Raw genomic sequence first — 16,505 nt, forward strand, 5'->3', positions numbered from 1 at the left:
CCGGGTCGCGGCGGCGGTCGCGGCGGGGCGCAGCCGGACGGCGCCGACCAGGCGCCCGGCGCGGATGCCGAAGGCCTGCGCCGCTCCGTGGGCGCGCCAGGGCGCGCCGGGAGGGGACGGAGGAAGGAAGGGCAGGCGGGCCGCGTCGGCGGGGTCGAGCGGTGACAGGGTGACGACCCCGTCGGAGAGCTTCGCATCATCACGCACCCGGACGATCTTGTCGTCAATCGGCGCGTGCCACAATCGTTATCCGGACGATCCGGACCGACACGCGCGGGCGGCCCGCCGGGCATCACCCGAACGGCCCCGCGCGGGCGGTGTGACGTACGGCGAAGCTCCAGGCTGGGGGCGGAGCCACGGGCGCGGGAGGGCGGACGGTGAGCACGGAGGACCGCGATCACGTACGGAGGCGGAGCCGGGCGCGTCTGCTGGCGCGGTGCGCGCTGCTCGCCGCCGTGCTCGCGGTGGTCTCGCTGTTCGTGCCGTTCGGGAGCGGCGGACTGCTGATCGTCGCGAGCGGTCTGGCGGGACTCGCGCTGTGCGCCGCGGGCGTGTGGTGGTTCCTCGCCCACCGTGGACCCGTGCGCCTGCTGGGCGCGCTGCTCGCGGCCGCCACGCCGGCCGCCGTGCTGCTGCTCTACGTCGACCGCGGTCTGTGGCGGTCCGCCCTGACCTCGCTGCTGCTGTGGGGTGTGGCCCTGTTCTGCGCCCGGTCCGCGCTGCGCCGTCCCGAGCGCCGCCGGCGCGCCCGGCCGGCGCCGCGGCCGCGGCGGCCGGTGATCGTGATGAACCCGAAGTCGGGCGACGGCAAGGTCGGCCGGTTCGGGCTGGTCGAGAAGGCGGAGCGGCTCGGCGCGAAGGTCGTGCTGCTCGAACCGGCCGACCACGGCGAGGAGCCCGCCGACGTCACCGAGCTCGCCCGCGCGGCGGTCGCGGAGGGCGCCGACCTGCTGGGCGTCGCGGGCGGCGACGGCACCCAGGCGCTGGTGGCCGCCGTGGCGGCCGAGCACGACCTGCCGTTCCTGGTGATCAGCGCGGGCACCCGCAACCATCTGGCCATGGACCTGGGCCTCGACCGCACCGATCCGTCCCGTTGTCTGGACGCCCTCACCGACGGCGAGGAGCTGCGGATCGATCTCGGCGACGTCGGCGGGCGACCGTTCGTCAACACCGTCTCGTTCGGCGTGTACGCGGACGTCGTGCAGCATCCCGAGTACCGCGACGCCAAGGCGGGCACGGCCCTGAGCATGATGCCGGACCTGCTGGGCGGGGAGGCCGGGCGCCGCGTCGACGCCCGCGCCGACGGGGCGGCGCTGAGCGACCAGCAGGCCCTGCTGGTCAGCAACAACGCGTACAACTCCCCCGATCCCTTCGGCGGCGGGCGCAGACCGCGGCTGGACGGCGGCCTGCTCGGCGTGGTGGCCGTCCGGGTGGAGGGCGCGGCGCAGGCGGCCGAGCTCGCCGTCCGCGGCGCCCAGTCCGCCGGCCTCAACGTGCTCACCGCGCACCGGGTGGAGGTCACCGCCGGCACCGACACCCTGCCGGTCGCGGTCGACGGCGAGGCCCTGACGCTGCCGGCCCCGGTCGTGTGCACCATCCGCCCGCGCGCGCTGCGCGTCCTGGTCCCCCGTGACCGGCCCGGCACGGTTCCGGCCGCCCCGCCGACCAACTGGAACCGGATCCTCGTCCTCGCCGTCGGCCGTCGTATCCCCCGAGGAGGCTCCCATGGCTGAACCGCCCACCACCGGTGGGACCGCCCCGCCGCCCGATGGCACGGAGCGGCGCGGTGCGCCGCTCCGCTCCGTGCTCGCCGACCTCAGCGCGGTGGACGGCGCGCTCTACGCGGCGGTCGCCGCGACGCCGACGCCGGCCCTCGACCGGACGCTGCGCCGGCTCTCCCACGCCGCCGACCACTCGAAGATCTCGCTCGCCGTGGCCGCGCTGCTGGCCCTGCCGGGCGGACGCCCGCGGCGGGCGGCGGCGGCCGGGGTCGGCGCGATCGCGGTCGCCTCGGCGGTCGGCAACCTGCTGGGCAAGAGGCTCGTGCGCCGGCGCCGGCCCGACCGCGAGGCGGCCCGGGTCACCGTGGACCGGCACGTGCGGATGCCGACTTCGGCCTCGTTCCCGTCCGGGCACACCGCCTCGGCGGTGGCGTTCGCGACGGCCGTGGGCGTGGTGCTGCCTCCGGCGGCGTTCCCGCTGGGTGTGCTGGCCTGCGCCGTCGGCTACTCCCGCGTCCACACGGGCGTCCACTACCCCGGTGACGTCGCGGCGGGCGCGGTCCTCGGTCTGGCGAGCGCGGCGACGGCCCTGACGGCGGCGGAGGCGCTGCTGTCCCGCCCGCTGCCCTGGCCTGGCCCCGGACGGTGACGTCCGGCCGCCTTGCCCGGGCCGGCCTCCGCGGGAACAAGACGATGGCGCACGGGACTTGAAGGAGGACATGACGACGACTTCCTTCGATCCCCGCGGCCTCCTCGCCAAGAGCCGGCTCGGCGTGCTCGCCACCCTCAAGGCGGACGGCCGTCCGCAGCTGTCGCCCGTGCTGCCGTTCTACGACCCCTCGACCGAGACGCTGTACGTGTCGATGACCGAGGGCCGCGCCAAGACCGCGAACCTGCGCCGGGACCCGCGCGCTGCCCTGGAGGTGACCAGCGGGGACGGCCGGTCCTGGGCGACGGCCGAGGGCTCGGTGACGCTGGTCGGCCCCGGGACCGACCCGAACGGGCCCGAGGTCGAGGCGCTCGTGGACTACTACCGGCTCGCCGCGGGCGAGCACCCGGACTGGGAGGAGTACCGGGCGGTGATGGTGGCCGACCGGCGGGTGCTCATGCGGATGGCCGTGGACCACGTGTACGGGCAGTCCCTGGGGTGAGCCGGGCCCGGCCGGGCGCCGAAGGCACCCGGGCCGAAGGCACCCGGGCCGGGCCGGGCCGGCCCTGGGGGCCTCCGGTCCGGGCCGGGTGCGCGGCGGTCAGTTCTTGCGGACCGGGCCGAGGCGGCCGGCAGGGCGCTCGACCGGCTCGTCGCGGGCCTCGGCCCACAGCGAGCGGACATGGCCCAGGTGGCGCAGCATGCAGGCCTCGGCTGCCCCGCGGTCGCCGGAGAGCATCAGGTCGAGCAGTTCCAGGTGCTCCTCCGCCGAGGAGACCAGCTTCCCGGCCTCGTCGAGGCCGGTGAGCCCGTAGAGCCGGGAGCGCTTGCGGAGGTCGCCCACGGTCTCCACGAGGCGGTCGTTCCCGGCCAGGCCGAGCAGCGTGAGGTGGAAGAGGCGGTCGGCCTCGAGGTAGCCGATGAGGTTGTGCTCGCGCGCCTTGACGACGATGTCCTCGGCGAGCGGGCGCAGCTCCTCCAGCTGTTCCCGGGTGGCGAGTTCGGTGACCCGGCCGACCGTGGGGACCTCGATCAGCATGCGCAGCTCGGTGCACTGGTCGAGCTCGCGCTCGCTGACCTCGGTGATCCGGAAGCCCTTGTTGCGGACGGGCTCGACCAGCCCCTCACGGGCGAGGTCGAGCATCGCCTCGCGCACCGGGGTGGCCGACACGCCGAGCTCGGCGGCCAGGCCGGGCGCCGAGTAGACGCTGCCCGGCCGGAGTTCGCCCGCTATCAGGGCGGCGCGCAGCGCGTGGCCCACCTGGTCGCGGAGCCGCTCCTGGGCCTTGATGAGACTGTGCTGCTTCAGGTCACCCACGCTGATCCTCCGAGAACTCGCAGAAGGCCCAGCGTACAATGTCACGTTTCTCTGCCGGACGCCGCGCGGTGCAGGGCGACGGCCACGGCCAGATCCTCCCAGGCCATGCCCACGCTCTTGAAGAGCCGCGGTGCCTCCGGATCGGGCGGGTCCGCCCGGCCGGTGACCAGTTCCGCCAGGTTTCCCGCGATGTGCCCGGGCCCGACGACTCCTTCGGCTTCCGGGATCAGCAGGTCGCCGGCCTCGCGGGCCGCGGCGGCGCGCGACTCGACGTACACGGCCGCCCGCCGCACCAGGTCCGAGTCCGTCTCCCGGGCGTCCGGTTCGTGCGAGCCGACGGCGACGACCGTGGCCCCGGGCGCGACGCGCCCGCCGTCGAACAGGGGCGTGCGGGCGGTGGTGCAGCACACCACCAGCTCCGCGTCGGCCACGTCCTCGGGCACGCCCGTACGGGCCTTCGGTACGCCCAGGTCCCGGGCGTGTGCGACGAGGCAGGCGGCGCGCTCCGGGTTCCGCGCGACGACCACGGCCTCCGTCACCTCGCGCACCGCGAGCACCGCCTCCAGGTGCCCGTACGCCTGCGGACCCGAGCCGAAGAGCACGAGCCGTACCGGACGGCCGGGTGCCGTGAGGTGACGGACGGCCAGGGCGGAGACGGCCGGGGTGCGCAGGGCGGTGAGCGCGGCTCCGTCGATCACGGCCACCGGCCGCAGCGTCGGGCCGTGCAGGAGCAGATAGCTGCCGGTGATGCGCGGCAGCCCCAGGGCAGGGTTGCCGGGCGCCACTCCGGCGATCTTCACCCCGGCCCAGGACGCCGACGCGGCCGGCATGAGCAGCAGCTCGCCGGCCGGCACCGGCACGGCGGTGCGCGGCGGACAGTCCTCCGGGTCGAGCCCTTCTCGGAGCACCTCGGCCAGTGCGTCGACGGCCCCGGCCGGGGAGAGCAGCCGGGCGACGGCCGGGCCGTCGAGGACCTCCGGGTTCACAGGAGGAATCCGGTGCCGAGGGTGTCTTCCGGGCCGAGCACGAAGCGGTGCTCGCCCGTCCGGTGGGCCGTTCCGGTCACCTCGGTCACCAGCCCCTCCTCCGTCGCGGCTCCGGCGACCGTCCTGCCGGTGAACACCGTGCCCGCCACGGACTCGTGGGTGAGCACGTCGCCCGCGCCCAGGCGGCCCTCCCCGGCGAGGAGGGCCAGCCGGGCGGAGGTGCCGGACCCGCAGGGCGAGCGGTCGATCTGGCCGTCGGCGAAGACGGTGACGTTCCGCTGGTGCGGGCCGCTCGGGGTGTCGGGCAGGTCCTCGTGGAGGATCACGCCGTAGACACCGGACAGCAAGGGGTCCCCGGGATGCCGGGTGGCGGGGTGTCCGTCGAGGGCGTCGCGGATCTCGCGGCCCGCCCGGGTGAGGGCGGGCAGCGAGGCGCGGTCGACGGTGAGACCGAGGGCGTGCGCGGGCAGCGAGGCGTAGCAGGCGCCGGCGTGCGCGAGGTCGGCCTCGACCGTCCCGAGGCTCGTGGTCACCGGCACCTTCCGGGCGGACACCCGGGCCGGGACGTTGCGGAAGGTGACGCCGGTGGTGCGGCCCTCCGCGCGGTGCACGGTCGCGGTGACCCGCCCGGAGGGGACGTCGATGCGGACCTGGACGTCCCGGTCTCCGGGAGCGGTCACGAGGCCGGAGTCGACGGCCCAGACGCCCAGGGCCATGGTGCCGTGGCCGCAGGCCGTCGAGTAGCCGTCCTTGTGCCAGAACAGCACGCCGAGGTGGGCGCCGTCGTCGTCCGGCGGCACGACGAAGCCGCCGTACATGCCGGCGTGGCCGCGGGGTTCCCGGACGAGCAGCCGGCGCAGCTCGTCCAGGGCGCCGGGGCGCGGGGCGGTGCCGGAGCCTCCCGGCCCGAGGAGGGTGGCCCGGCGTTCGGCGACGGTGTCGCCGGGGAGCGGGGGCAGGCCCTCCGAGACGATCCGGAAGGGCTCGCCCGCCGTGTGGTAGTCGGTGGTGCGGACCTCGGTGGGACGGGGCCCGTCGGGACGGGCCCCGGTGGGGCGGACGCCGGGCGGGCTCACAGGAGGAACCCCGCGGGGAACGGGTCGGTGGGGTCGAGGAAGTACTGGGCGGTGCCGGTGATCCAGGCCCGCCCGGTGACCGTCGGGACGACCGCGGGCCGTCCGCCGACCGTGGTCTCGGCGACGAGCCGGCCGGTGAACTCCGTGCCGATGAAGGACTCGTTGACGAAGTCCGTGTCCAGGGGCAGGAGTCCGCGGGCGTGCAGCTGGGCCATCCGGGCGCTGGTGCCCGTGCCGCACGGGGACCGGTCGAACCAGCCGGGGTGGATGGCCATGGCGTGCCGTGAACGGCGGGCGTCGGAGCCGGGCGCGGCGAGGTAGACGTGCTTGACGCCGCCCTGCGCGGGGTCCTCCGGGTGGACCGGCCGGTCGGGGCTGCCGTTGACGGCGTCCATGACGGCCAGGCCGGCGGCGAGCAGGTCCTGCTTGCGGTCCCGGTCGAAGGGCAGCCCGAGCGAGTCGAGTTCCACGAAGGCGTAGAAGTTGCCGCCGTAGGCCAGGTCGTAGGTGACCGTGCCGTATCCGGGCACCTCGGCCTTGAGGTCGAGGCCGACGCAGAAGGCGGGCACGTTGGTGAGGGTGACGCCAATGGCGGCGCCGTCCTCCACGCGGACGTCGACGCTGACGAGCCCGGCCGGGGTGTCGAGCCGGACGGTGGTGACCGGCTCGCTGACCGGCACCATGCCGGTCTCGACGAGGACGGTGGCGACGCCGATGGTGCCGTGGCCGCACATCGGCAGCAGGCCGGACACCTCGATGAACAGGACGCCGTAGTCGGCGTCGGGGCGGGTGGGCGGCTGGAGGATCGCGCCGCTCATGGCGGCGTGTCCGCGCGGCTCGTACATGAGGAGGGTGCGCAGGTGGTCGAGGTGCTCGATGAAGTGGAGCCGCTTCTCGGCCATGGTGGCGCCGGGGATCACCCCGACGCCGCCGGTGATCACCCGGGTGGGCATGCCCTCGGTGTGCGAGTCGACCGCGTGGTAGACGTGACGGGTGCGCATGGGTGCGTCCGGTCCTCTCAGTGGTGGCCGTCGGCCAGGGCCTTCTCGGTGGCGGCGCGTACGGCGGCGGCCGTGTCGCCGGTGAGCGGGAGGCGGGGCTGCCGGGTGGGGCCGCCGGGCCGGCCGGCGATGTCCATGGACAGCTTGATGGCCTGCACGAACTCCGTCTTGGAGTCCCAGCGCAGCAGCGGGTGCAGCGACTTGTAGAGGGGCAGCGCGGTGGCCACGTCCCCGGCGACGGCGGAGCGGTAGAGCTCGGCGCAGGAGGCCGGGAGCGCGTTGGGGTAGCCGGCGATCCAGCCCACCGCGCCCGCCAGGGCCAGTTCGAGCAGGACGTCGTCCGCGCCGATCAGCAGGTCCAGCTCCGGGGCCAGTTCGGCGATCTCGTAGGCGCGGCGGACGTCGCCGCTGAACTCCTTGACGGCCACGATGTCACCGGCCGCGTGGAGCCGGGCGAGGAGCGCGGGCGTCAGGTCGACCTTGGTGTCGATCGGGTTGTTGTACGCCACGATCGGGAGGCCCGTCTTCGCGACCTCGGCGTAGTGGGCGAGGACAGCGGCCTCGTCCGCGCGGAACGCGTTGGGCGGCAGCAGCAGCACCGAGCCGGCGCCGGCCTCGGCGGCCTGCTCGGCCCAGCGCCGGGACTCCGCGCTGCCGTAGGCGGCGACGCCGGGCATGACGCGGGCGCCGTCACCGGCGGCCTCGACCGCGGTGCGGACCACCCGGGCCCGCTCCTCCGGAGTCAGGGTCTGGTACTCGCCCAGGGATCCGTTGGGTACGACGCCGTCGCAGCCGTTGTCGATCAGCCAGCGGACGTGCTCCGCGTAGGCGTCGTGATCGACCGAGAGGTCGGCGCGCAGCGGGAGGGTGGTGGCGACCATGATGCCGCGCCAGGGGCGGGTGGGGCTCCAGTGGGAGGAGGCGGTCACGCTCTCGCTCATCGGCAACTCTCCTTTGTAGTGTGTGACATTTTATTGAGGGGTGTACGTCGGTCACAAGACCGCCGCGGGGGTGAATCGGCTCGGGTCGGCGGGAATCGGCTCGGGTCGGTGGGGATCAGCTCGGGTCGGCGGGCAGGGCGGCCAGCCGGCGCAGCGGCACCGGGCAGGCGAGGGGACGGCGGTCGGGCGCCGGGGGCACCCCGCACAGGGCGGCCAGGGCCGGACCGCACATCCGGCCCTGACACCACCCCATCCCCGCGCGGGTCAGCAGCTTCACCGTCCGCGCGTCGCGTGCGCCGAGATCCGTGACGGCCTCGCGGATCTCCCCCGCCGTCACCTCCTCGCAGCGGCACACGTCGGCGCTGTCGGCCAGCCACTCCGTCCAGCCCTCGCCGGGGCGGTGAGCCGCGCCCATCGCGTCGGCGAAGGCGCGGAGGCGGGCGCGGGCGCGCCGCAGGGATTCCGGGGCGGCGGAGGCGGCGGATCCGGAGGCGGCGGGCGCGGCGGGTGCCGTACGCGCGCCGGGCCCCGCGGCCCGGGCGGCGCCGGCGATCGCATGGGCGGCCAGGGCGCCCTCCACCAGGGCCAGCTGGGCGCCTCCGATGCCGCCGGTCTCGCCCGCGGACCAGACGCCCGGCACCGAGGTGCGCAGGTCGTCGGTGAGGGCGAGGGCCACCGTGCCGTCCGCCGCCGTCCGGGTCGCACAGCCCAGCCCGGTCGCCAGGGACAGTTCGGGCACCAGGCCGTGGCCGACCGCCACCGCGTCGCACGGGATGCGGCGGGCGGTGCCGGGGACGGGGCGCCAGTCGCGGTCCAGCCGGGCGACGGTCACGGCCTCCACCCGGTCGGTGCCGTGCGCCTCGACGACGGCGTGCCGGGTCAGCAGCCGGGTGTGGTGGCGGACGAGCGCGGAGCCGTAGCGGGCGCCTTCGACGAGTTTGGCCGGGTTGCGGGCGAGGGCGGCCGTATGGGCGGCGTAACCGCCGTACCCGGACGCCTCGACGACCGCGGGGACCCGCGCTCCGGCGGCCGACAGGGAGGCGGCGACGGCGAGCAGCAGCGGGCCGCTGCCGGCGACGACGATCCGCCGGCCCGGCAGCACCAGGCCGGCCTTGAGCATGGCCTGCGCGCCGCCCGCGCCGACCACGCCGGGCAGCGTCCAGCCGGGGAAGGGCAGTTGGCGCTCGTACGAGCCGGTGGCGAGGAGGACGGCGCGGGCGATGACGGGAGCGGGTGCCTCGGTCTCACCGCCGGGGCCGGTCGCCTCGGCGGCGGCGCCGGCGGGCGCGGGCGCCTCCGCGGCGCGGTCGGCGCGGGTGTGGACCGTCCAGGAACCGGTGTCGCCGGACGGCAGGACCGCCCAGACGTGGTGGTGCGGCAGGTAGGTGATCCCGCCCCGCCTCCGGTGGGCCTCCAGGCGGCGCGTGAGGTCCGCGAAGGCCCGCCAGTCGTGGTGCAGGGCCTGGGGGCGCTCGGCGCCGAGGCCGGGTGCCGGCTGTCGGTAGTACTGGCCCCCGGGACGGGCGCCCGCGTCGAGCAGGGTCACGGAGAGGCCGAGGTCCGCGGCCGTGACGGCCGCGGCGAGGCCGGCCGGGCCCGCGCCGACGACGGCGAGGTCAGCGGTCGAGTGCGGCACGGCCCGTTCCTTCCTGGGTGGTGACGGCGTCGCCCGGGCGGGCCTGCACCATGCAGGCGCGCTGGTTCGGGCGGCCGTTGACGGTGACCAGGCAGTCGTAGCACTGGCCGATGCCGCAGAAGACGCCGCGCGGCGCGGCGCCGTTGCGGGTGGTGCGCCAGGAGACGATGCCGGCCGACCAGAGCACCGCGGCGACGGACTGGCCCTCCTGGGCCGGGAGTTCGCGGTCGTCGAAGGTCAGGGTGTACGTGGTGCGCGGTGCGCCGCCCACGAGGTCGCGCGGGGTGGTCACAGCGTGGCTCCTGGGTGGTCGGTGGGTGCGTGGCGGCCGTGGGTCATGCGGCTTCCCCGTCGTGGTCGGCGAAGTCCCGGGCCGGCGAGAAGGGCGCCGGGTCGAGGGGCGGTGCCGAGCCGGTCAGCGTCGCCGCGATGAGCGCTCCGGTGGCGGGGGCCAGGCCGATGCCCGCGCCCTCGTGGCCGCAGGCGTGGTGCAGGCCGGGGACCCTCGGGTCGGCGCCGATCGCCGGGAGGTGGTCCGGGAGGTACGGGCGGAAGCCGTGGTACGCGCGGATCACCTCGACGTCCGCGAGGAAGGGGAAGAGCGCGGCCGCCTGGCCGGCCAGCCGGCGCAGGGCCTCCGTGGACAGCGAGCGGTCGAAGCCGACGCGTTCGCGGGTGGCGCCGATGAGGACCGGGCCGGACGGCGTGCCCTCCACGACCGCGGAGGACTGCAGGGCCGCGGAGCCGCTGGCCACGTCGGCGACGTAGTCGGCGGCGTAGACCTTGTGGTGGACCATGCGGGGCAGTGGTTCGGTGACCAGGACGAAGCCCCGGCGGGGCAGGACGGGGAGGGTGCTGCCGGCGAGGCGGGCGACGTCGCCGCCCCAGGTTCCGGCGGCGTTGACCACGGCGGGCGCGAGGAGTTCGCGGCGGGTGGTGCGGACGCCCGCGACGTGTCCGGCGGGCGTGCGCAGGACGTCCGTGACCTCCTCGCCGAGGTGGACGGGCACCCCGGAGGCCTCCAGGAGTCGCGCGGCGGCCTTGGCGGGCTGGACCTGGGCGTCCTGCGGGTAGTGGAAGCCGCCCGCCTGGTCCGGCGCCAGATGGGGTTCGAGGGTGGTCAGGTCCGCGGCGGCGATCTCGTCGGCCCGGACCCCCGCGGTCCGCTGCGCGTCGGCGAACACGCGGAGGGCCTTCAGGGTGGGCTCGTCGTGCGCCACGACGAGCCCGCCCTTCGGCTCGTACTCGATGTCCGCCGGGAGTGCGTCGGACAGCTCGCGCCAGAGTCTCGTGGACAGCAGCGCGAGGTCGAGCTCGGGGCCCGTCCCCTTGTCGGAGACGAGCAGGTTGCCTTCCCCGGCACCTGTGGTGCCGCCCGCGACGGGACCGCGGTCGACGACGGCGACGGAGAGTCCGGAGCGCGCCGCGTAGTACGCGCAGGCGGCTCCGACCACGCCGGCACCGATGATCACGGCATCCAGGGAGTGTCTCTTGGGCACGACAGTAATATGTCACATTCTTCAGGCGGTGACCAGGGGTTTTCGGCCCCTGGTCACCGCGTTGACGGCGGATCAGGCGGAAATCGGACGGTTCGGCCGGCAGCGGCCCGGGGTCAGCTGCGGAGCGGGCCCTCACAGCGGTAGCTCGACGTGCCCGCGACCCGGTTGGACCAGATCTCGACCGGCCCGAAGCTGCAGTTCATGTCGGCGAGGTTGTTCAGGTGGGATTCCCTGGCGCGGTCGAGGATGAAGTAGTCGACCGTCTCGGACATGTCCTTGAAGACGCGGTCCTCGCTGTTCGCGTCGCTGAGGTTGGCGGTGATCCGGCCCGTGCAGACGAAGCGCCGCTTGCCGGGGTCGCCGTTCTCGACGCAGTCCGGGTTGCTGTAGGTGGCACCGGCGAAGGCGGTCTTGACGCCCACCACGGTGGAGTACGTCAGCTGCTCGTTGGGCGTGAAGGTGGTGTTCGGCACGAACAGGTCGTTCACCTTGGCGATCTGCGCGTCCAGGAAGCGGTCGTAGGCCGCCTGGAGGCCGGCGTCGGAGCTGAGGCGCTCGCGCCAGGCGTCGTAGCCCGCGACGTCGTTGGCGCGCAGCCGGCCGTACATCGCGCGGAGCTCGGACGGCCGCTCGGTCCACAGGAACTCGAAGAAGGTGCCCGCGTAGTTGTAGAAGCGGAAGCCGTCGCCGTCGTAGGTGGCGTGCAGCAGCTGGCGCACGCTCATGCGGGGGCCGCCGCCGGCCGTGTCGTTGATGATGCCGCGGACCAGGGACTTGCGGACGGCGATGCCGTCGTCGCGGGTCGCGCCGTCGAAGAACTCGGCGGTGCCCTCGTCCATGGCCGTGGTCCGGTCGCCCTGGTACCAGGGGCCCTCGCCGAAGAAGCCGGGGACGGCGAAGCGGCCGTTGAGGTAGTGCGTGTACTCGTGCCGGAAGAGCTCTTCCAGGGTGAGCGTGGAGTCCTGCGGGACGCGGCGCTGGTAGGTGTAGAAGGTGGCGCCGTTCTCGATGTAGATGCCGCCGTTGTTCGTCGAGTACCCGGTGAGGATCGGGTGGTAGTTCTCGTAGTCGGCGCGCGAGGCGTAGAGGACGATGTTCAGGGTGGTGTTGGGATCGCCGGCGAGCGGCTGGTCGGTGCCGAGCACGCGGTGGTACTGGGCCTTGACCTGCTTGCTGGCGTAGTACAGCTGGTCGACGGTGGCCCGGTCGAGGCCGGTGCGCACCTTGATGGCGCCGTTGTCGTAGGTGTACGTGTACGGGAAGATGCGCTTCTCGATGTCGGCCTTGCAGACGTCGTACTGCGCGCAGGCGTCGTAGAAGTTCAGCCAGTTGACGAGGCTCGCCCACGGGGCGCTGCCGGCGCCGAAGCCGGACTGGACGGGGCCGAGGAGGGCGCCGAGGTCGGCCGTGATCGTGGCCTGGAGGCCGGATATCTGGCCGAAGCGGCCGTACTCGGAGAGCGCGTCGCGGGCGGCCCAGTCGTTGGCGGTGCCCTTGAGGTGGGTGTAGCCGGAGAAGGCCTTGAAGGCGGCCCGGTAGGCGGGGTCGGCCTTCGCGGCGGCGTGGAAGGCGGCGTCCTGGTTGCCCGGGTAGACGCCGAGGTAGTTCACGGACAGCGCGGCGAGGGCGGCGCCGCCCCAGGTGGCGTCCTTGTTGGTCGCGGTGTGCGCGCCGTCCATGGTCGCCAGGACCTTCACGATGAGGCCGAGCTGGTGCTGGCGCAGGCCGGGCGCGCTGCCGATGTAGAGGGCCTCGCGCAGCGTGCGGGCGTTGGTCGCGGTGGCGTCGAAGGTGCGGGCGGCGTTGCCGAAATCGGCGATCGCCCGGCGGATCGCGTCGACGGTGGGGGCGTCGGTGATGTCGATCTCGGTACGGGAGAAGTCGTGGTAGGCCACCGCGTGGAGGTAGGTGAACATCTCCTCCAGGTGGGTGGCGTTCCGGCCGTCGTGGGCGGCGGCCAGGGAGGAGATCCTGCGGGCGACGGCCTGGACGTGGGCGTCGGACATGACGGGGGCCAGTCGGGCGTCCCAGGTCCAGATGAGGTTGCGCAGACAGCCGTCGGCGGTCACCGCGGGGTCCGCGAGGAAGTCGGCGAACCGCTCGGGCGAGAGGCCCTTGATGCCGTCGAGGGTGCAGGGGACGCCGGAGGCGAGGCGGGGCGCGGCGGTGCGGGCGGCCTTGGCCTGCGGGGTGGCGGGGCCGGGGACGCGGGTCTTGATGCCGCCGGGCGCGGGCGCCGGAGCGGGCTTGGCGACCCTGGCGTCGGCGAGGTGCTCGACCTCGTCGAAGGGGTTGGGCGCCGGCGCGGCGAAGGCGGCCGGGGCCTGCGCGGGGGTCTGCGCCGGGGCCGCGGCGGGTCGCTCCGCGGCCAGGACGGACTGTCCGGCGGAAGCGACGAGGGTCACCGCCACGGCGGTGGCGAGGAGGGAGCTGCGCACGACTCTGTGCTGGGACAACCTGGGCTCCTGACAAGTGGGGGATGGCCGTAGGCGCAGTGAACTCCCCCGGCTCGAGGGGGAGTTGACGATCGTCGAACTCACCGCGCGAGCTGTAACATAGTAATGTGAAATTGCACTGACAAGGTCTGCGCACCCGTCAGTTGAGAAAGCACTTACGGAACGGCCCCCTCCGCCCGACGGGCCCCGGCCGCCCTGACCCGATGCCCGCCGCCGCACTCCTCGCCCTCGTCCTGGACGACCCCGAGCGAACCCGCCGGCCGGGCCCCCCGCCGGCCGGGGGCGTGCCACCGGCGCCGGCCCGCGGGGCGCACCCGGTGGCGCGGGCGCGCGGGCGGTTACCCTGGCGCCCGACGCGAGGAGGCAGCATGGCACGGATGCCGTCGGCGGAGCGACGCCGGCAGTTGGTCGAGGCGGCGGTCCGGGTCATGGCCAGGGACGGGGTCGCGCGGACGACGACCCGGGCCGTCTGCGCCGAGGCCGAGGTCTCGCTCAGCGTCTTCCACTACTGCTTCGACTCCAAGCAGGAGCTCCTGGAGGCGGCGATCGGCTCCATCACCGGCAACTACGTGGCCCGCGTGATGTCGGCGGTCGAGCCGCGCGCGACGCTGCGGGAGACGGTGCGGGACGCGCTCGGCACGTACTGGGAGGACGTGACCGACCACCCCGCCGAGCACATGCTCACCTACGAGCTCACCCAGTACGCGCTGCGCAAGGAGGGCTTCGAACGGCTCGCGCGGGCGCAGTACGAGCAGTACGTGGCGTCCGCCGCGGTCCTGGTCGAGCAGGTGTGCGCGGTGCGCGGCATCACGCCCGGGGCGCCGGTGGACCTGATCGCGCGGATGCTCGCGGCGACCATCGACGGCCTCACCCTGCAGTACCTGGTGCTCGGCGACGACCGGGCCGCGGAGGCGCTGCTCGACGCGACCGCCGACCAGATGGTGGCGCTGATCCAGGGCTGAGGACCGCGCCCGCGCCGTCGCCGATCCGCCAACAGGTCATGTGACCCGGACTCTTGACTCACTCTCCGATCCTCGCGATCCTCGGCGCGGAGCCGCTGTTACCGCAAGAAACACCCGGACGGCTCGCAGCCCGGTATCCCCCATGACCGAAGGCATCGCAGACCATGAATCGACCATCAACACGCGGGGCGGGCGGCCGGTTCGCGCTCGTGTCCCTCTTCATCGCCCTGGCCACCGTCGTCTTCGGCGCCGGCCCGGTACCCGCCGCCGACGCGGGCGGCTCCTGGTGGGAGCCGACCGCCCGCCCGGCGCCCGACTCGCAGATCAACGTCACGGGCGCGCCGTTCACCGGAACGGACGCCTCGGGCAAGGTGCGCGGCTTCGTCGACGCCCACAACCACCTCATGTCCAACGAGGGCTTCGGCGGCCGCATGATCTGCGGCCGGACGTTCTCCGCCGCGGGGATCGCCGACGCGCTCAAGGACTGTCCGGAGCACTACCCGGACGGTTCGGGCGCCCTGTTCGAGCACGTCACCGGCGGTGACAACGGCAAGCACGACCCGGTCGGCTGGCCCACCTTCACGCACTGGCCGGCCAACGACTCCCTGAGCCACCAGCAGAACTACTACGCGTGGGTCGAGCGGGCCTGGCGCGGCGGCCAGCGGGTGCTGGTCAACGACCTCGTCACCAACGGCCTCATCTGCTCGCTGCTGCCCCGGGACCGCGGCTGCGACGAGATGGACGCGATCCGTCTGGAGGCCCGGAAGACGTACGAGCTCCAGGACTACGTCGACAAGATGTACGGCGGGCCCGGCAAGGGCTGGTTCCGCGTCGTCACCGACTCGGCGCAGGCCCGTTCGGTGATCGAGCAGGGCAAGCTCGCCGTCGTCCTCGGCGTCGAGGCCTCGGAGCCGTTCGGCTGCAAGATGATCCTCGACGTCGCCCAGTGCGACCAGGCGGACATCGACAAGGGGCTCGACGAGCTGTACGGCCTCGGCGTGCGCAGCATGTTCCTGTGCCACAAGTTCGACAACGCGCTGTGCGGCGTCCGCTTCGACAGCGGCACGACCGGTGTCGCCGTCAACATCGGCCAGTTCCTGTCCACCGGCACCTTCTGGACCACGGAGAAGTGCACGGGTCCGCAGGCCGACAACCCGATCGGCCTGGCCGCCGCGCCGGCCGCGCTGGCCGAGAAGCTGCCGCCGGGCGTGACCGTGCCCTCGTACGCCTCCGACGCCCGCTGCAACAAGCGCGGACTCACCCGCCTCGGCGAGTACGCCCTGAAGGGCATGATGCAGCGCGGGATGATGCTGGAACTCGACCACATGAGCGTCAAGGCGGCCGGGCGGGCGCTGGACATCCTGGAGTCCGAGGAGTACCCGGGCGTCCTCTCCTCGCACAGCTGGATGGACCTGGACTGGACCGAGCGGCTCTACCGCCTCGGCGGCTTCGCCGCCTCGTACATGCACGGCGCGCAGGGCTTCGTCGGCGAGGCCGCGCAGAAGGCCGACCTGCGGAGGAAGTACGGCGTCGGCTTCGGCTACGGCACCGACATGAACGGTGTCGGCGGCTGGCCGGGTCCGGTCGGCGAGAACGCCCCGAACGCCGTGACGTACCCGTTCAAGAGCTTCGACGGCGGCTCGACGCTCGACCGGCAGGTCACGGGCGAGCGCACCTGGGACCTCAACAAGGACGGTGCGGCGCACAACGGCCTGGTCCCGGACTGGGTCGAGCAGATCCGGCTCACGCCGGGCGGCCCGGCCGTCGTGGAGGAGCTGTCGCGGGGCGCCGAGTCGTACCTGACGACGTGGAAGGCCACCGAGCGGCACGAACTCGGCGTGAACCTGGCCTCCGGCGCGCCCACCGCGGCGAGCACCACCCAGTGGTGGAACCCGTTCGTGGACTACTCGCCGGGGCTCGCCACCGACGGGAACACCGGCACCCGCTGGGCCAGCGAGTGGTCCGACGACCAGTGGTGGCAGGTGGACCTCGGCTCCTCGCGCCGGATCGGCCGGGTCACCCTGGACTGGGAGGCGGCCTACGCGCGGGCCTACCGGATCGAGCTGTCGGACAACGGCACCGACTGGCGTTCCGTGTGGTCCACGGACTCCGGTGACGGCGGCTACGACACGGCGGAGTTCGCCTCGCAGTCGGCCCGCTACGTACGGGTCCACGGCGAGCGGCGCGGGACGGGCTGGGGCTATTCGCTCCACGAGGTGAAGGTCACCAGGTCCTGATCCCGTCGTACCGAGCGGAGGGG

Annotated in this window: 15 protein-coding genes; 5 read left to right on the forward strand and 10 right to left on the reverse strand. The window is 74.3% G+C overall.

Annotated features, from left to right (window positions below):
• The coding region (locus ESG85_RS06320) for a hypothetical protein (protein ID WP_164986178.1) at positions 1-207 on the reverse strand (207 nt) is incomplete at its 3' end.
• A 170-nt stretch (positions 208-377) separates the two neighbouring features.
• On the opposite strand from ESG85_RS06320, the gene ESG85_RS06325 reads away from it, so the two are divergent.
• The 3 genes from ESG85_RS06325 (at position 378) to ESG85_RS06335 (ending at position 2,872) form a co-directional block, all read left to right on the forward strand.
• Positions 378-1,733, forward strand: a complete 1,356-nt coding sequence (locus ESG85_RS06325) for a diacylglycerol/lipid kinase family protein (protein ID WP_128977041.1) — start codon at positions 378-380, stop codon at positions 1,731-1,733.
• Positions 1,726-2,370 (forward strand): phosphatase PAP2 family protein, encoded by a 645-nt coding sequence (locus ESG85_RS06330; protein WP_128977042.1) that lies wholly within the window; start codon positions 1,726-1,728, stop codon positions 2,368-2,370. Before ESG85_RS06325 ends, ESG85_RS06330 begins: the two co-directional genes overlap by 8 nt.
• 70 nt (positions 2,371-2,440) lie before the next feature.
• A complete protein-coding gene (locus tag ESG85_RS06335) occupies positions 2,441-2,872 on the forward strand; it encodes a PPOX class F420-dependent oxidoreductase (RefSeq protein ID WP_128977043.1) in 432 nt (143 codons plus the stop codon).
• Positions 2,873-2,971: 99 nt separating this feature from the next.
• On the opposite strand, the gene ESG85_RS06340 is transcribed toward ESG85_RS06335, so the two are convergent.
• The 9 genes from ESG85_RS06340 to ESG85_RS06380 form a co-directional block, all read right to left on the reverse strand.
• Entirely contained in the window at positions 2,972-3,688 is a 717-nt protein-coding gene (locus tag ESG85_RS06340; RefSeq protein WP_128977044.1) for a GntR family transcriptional regulator, read from the reverse strand.
• A 41-nt stretch (positions 3,689-3,729) separates the two neighbouring features.
• A complete protein-coding gene (locus ESG85_RS06345) occupies positions 3,730-4,683 on the reverse strand; it encodes an ornithine cyclodeaminase family protein (RefSeq protein WP_425471170.1) in 954 nt (317 codons plus the stop codon).
• Complete coding sequence (locus ESG85_RS06350) at positions 4,671-5,750, reverse strand: proline racemase family protein (protein ID WP_246094835.1); 1,080 nt, start codon at positions 5,748-5,750, stop codon at positions 4,671-4,673. Before ESG85_RS06350 ends, ESG85_RS06345 begins: the two co-directional genes overlap by 13 nt.
• Positions 5,747-6,751: a proline racemase family protein gene (locus ESG85_RS06355; protein ID WP_128977046.1), complete on the reverse strand. Its 1,005-nt coding sequence runs from the start codon at positions 6,749-6,751 to the stop codon at positions 5,747-5,749. The genes ESG85_RS06350 and ESG85_RS06355 overlap by 4 nt, the downstream gene beginning before the upstream one ends.
• A 17-nt stretch (positions 6,752-6,768) precedes the next feature.
• Entirely contained in the window at positions 6,769-7,692 is a 924-nt protein-coding gene (locus tag ESG85_RS06360; protein ID WP_128977047.1) for a dihydrodipicolinate synthase family protein, read from the reverse strand.
• A gap of 115 nt (positions 7,693-7,807) precedes the next feature.
• Positions 7,808-9,328 (reverse strand): FAD-dependent oxidoreductase, encoded by a 1,521-nt coding sequence (locus ESG85_RS06365; protein ID WP_128977048.1) that lies wholly within the window; start codon positions 9,326-9,328, stop codon positions 7,808-7,810.
• Positions 9,309-9,620, reverse strand: coding sequence for a (2Fe-2S)-binding protein (locus tag ESG85_RS06370; RefSeq protein WP_246094836.1), 312 nt, complete (start codon positions 9,618-9,620; stop codon positions 9,309-9,311). Before ESG85_RS06370 ends, ESG85_RS06365 begins: the two co-directional genes overlap by 20 nt.
• 43 nt (positions 9,621-9,663) lie before the next feature.
• Positions 9,664-10,827 carry an NAD(P)/FAD-dependent oxidoreductase gene (locus ESG85_RS06375; protein WP_128977049.1) on the reverse strand — a complete coding sequence of 388 codons (1,164 nt, stop codon included), beginning with the start codon at positions 10,825-10,827 and terminating at the stop codon, positions 9,664-9,666.
• A gap of 113 nt (positions 10,828-10,940) precedes the next feature.
• Positions 10,941-13,283, reverse strand: a complete 2,343-nt coding sequence (locus tag ESG85_RS06380; protein ID WP_128977050.1) for a collagenase — start codon at positions 13,281-13,283, stop codon at positions 10,941-10,943.
• Between the two features lie 368 nt (positions 13,284-13,651).
• Between ESG85_RS06380 and ESG85_RS06385 the strand changes: the two genes are divergently transcribed.
• Both ESG85_RS06385 and ESG85_RS06390 read left to right on the forward strand, forming a co-directional pair.
• Positions 13,652-14,245, forward strand: coding sequence for a TetR/AcrR family transcriptional regulator (locus ESG85_RS06385; RefSeq protein ID WP_128977051.1), 594 nt, complete (start codon positions 13,652-13,654; stop codon positions 14,243-14,245).
• Between the two features lie 164 nt (positions 14,246-14,409).
• Entirely contained in the window at positions 14,410-16,482 is a 2,073-nt protein-coding gene (locus ESG85_RS06390) for a galactose-binding domain-containing protein (protein WP_128977052.1), read from the forward strand.
• Positions 16,483-16,505: the final 23 nt, after the last annotated feature.

It is taken from the genome of Streptomyces roseicoloratus (assembly GCF_004117935.1).
Lineage (GTDB): Bacteria > Actinomycetota > Actinomycetes > Streptomycetales > Streptomycetaceae > Streptomyces > Streptomyces roseicoloratus.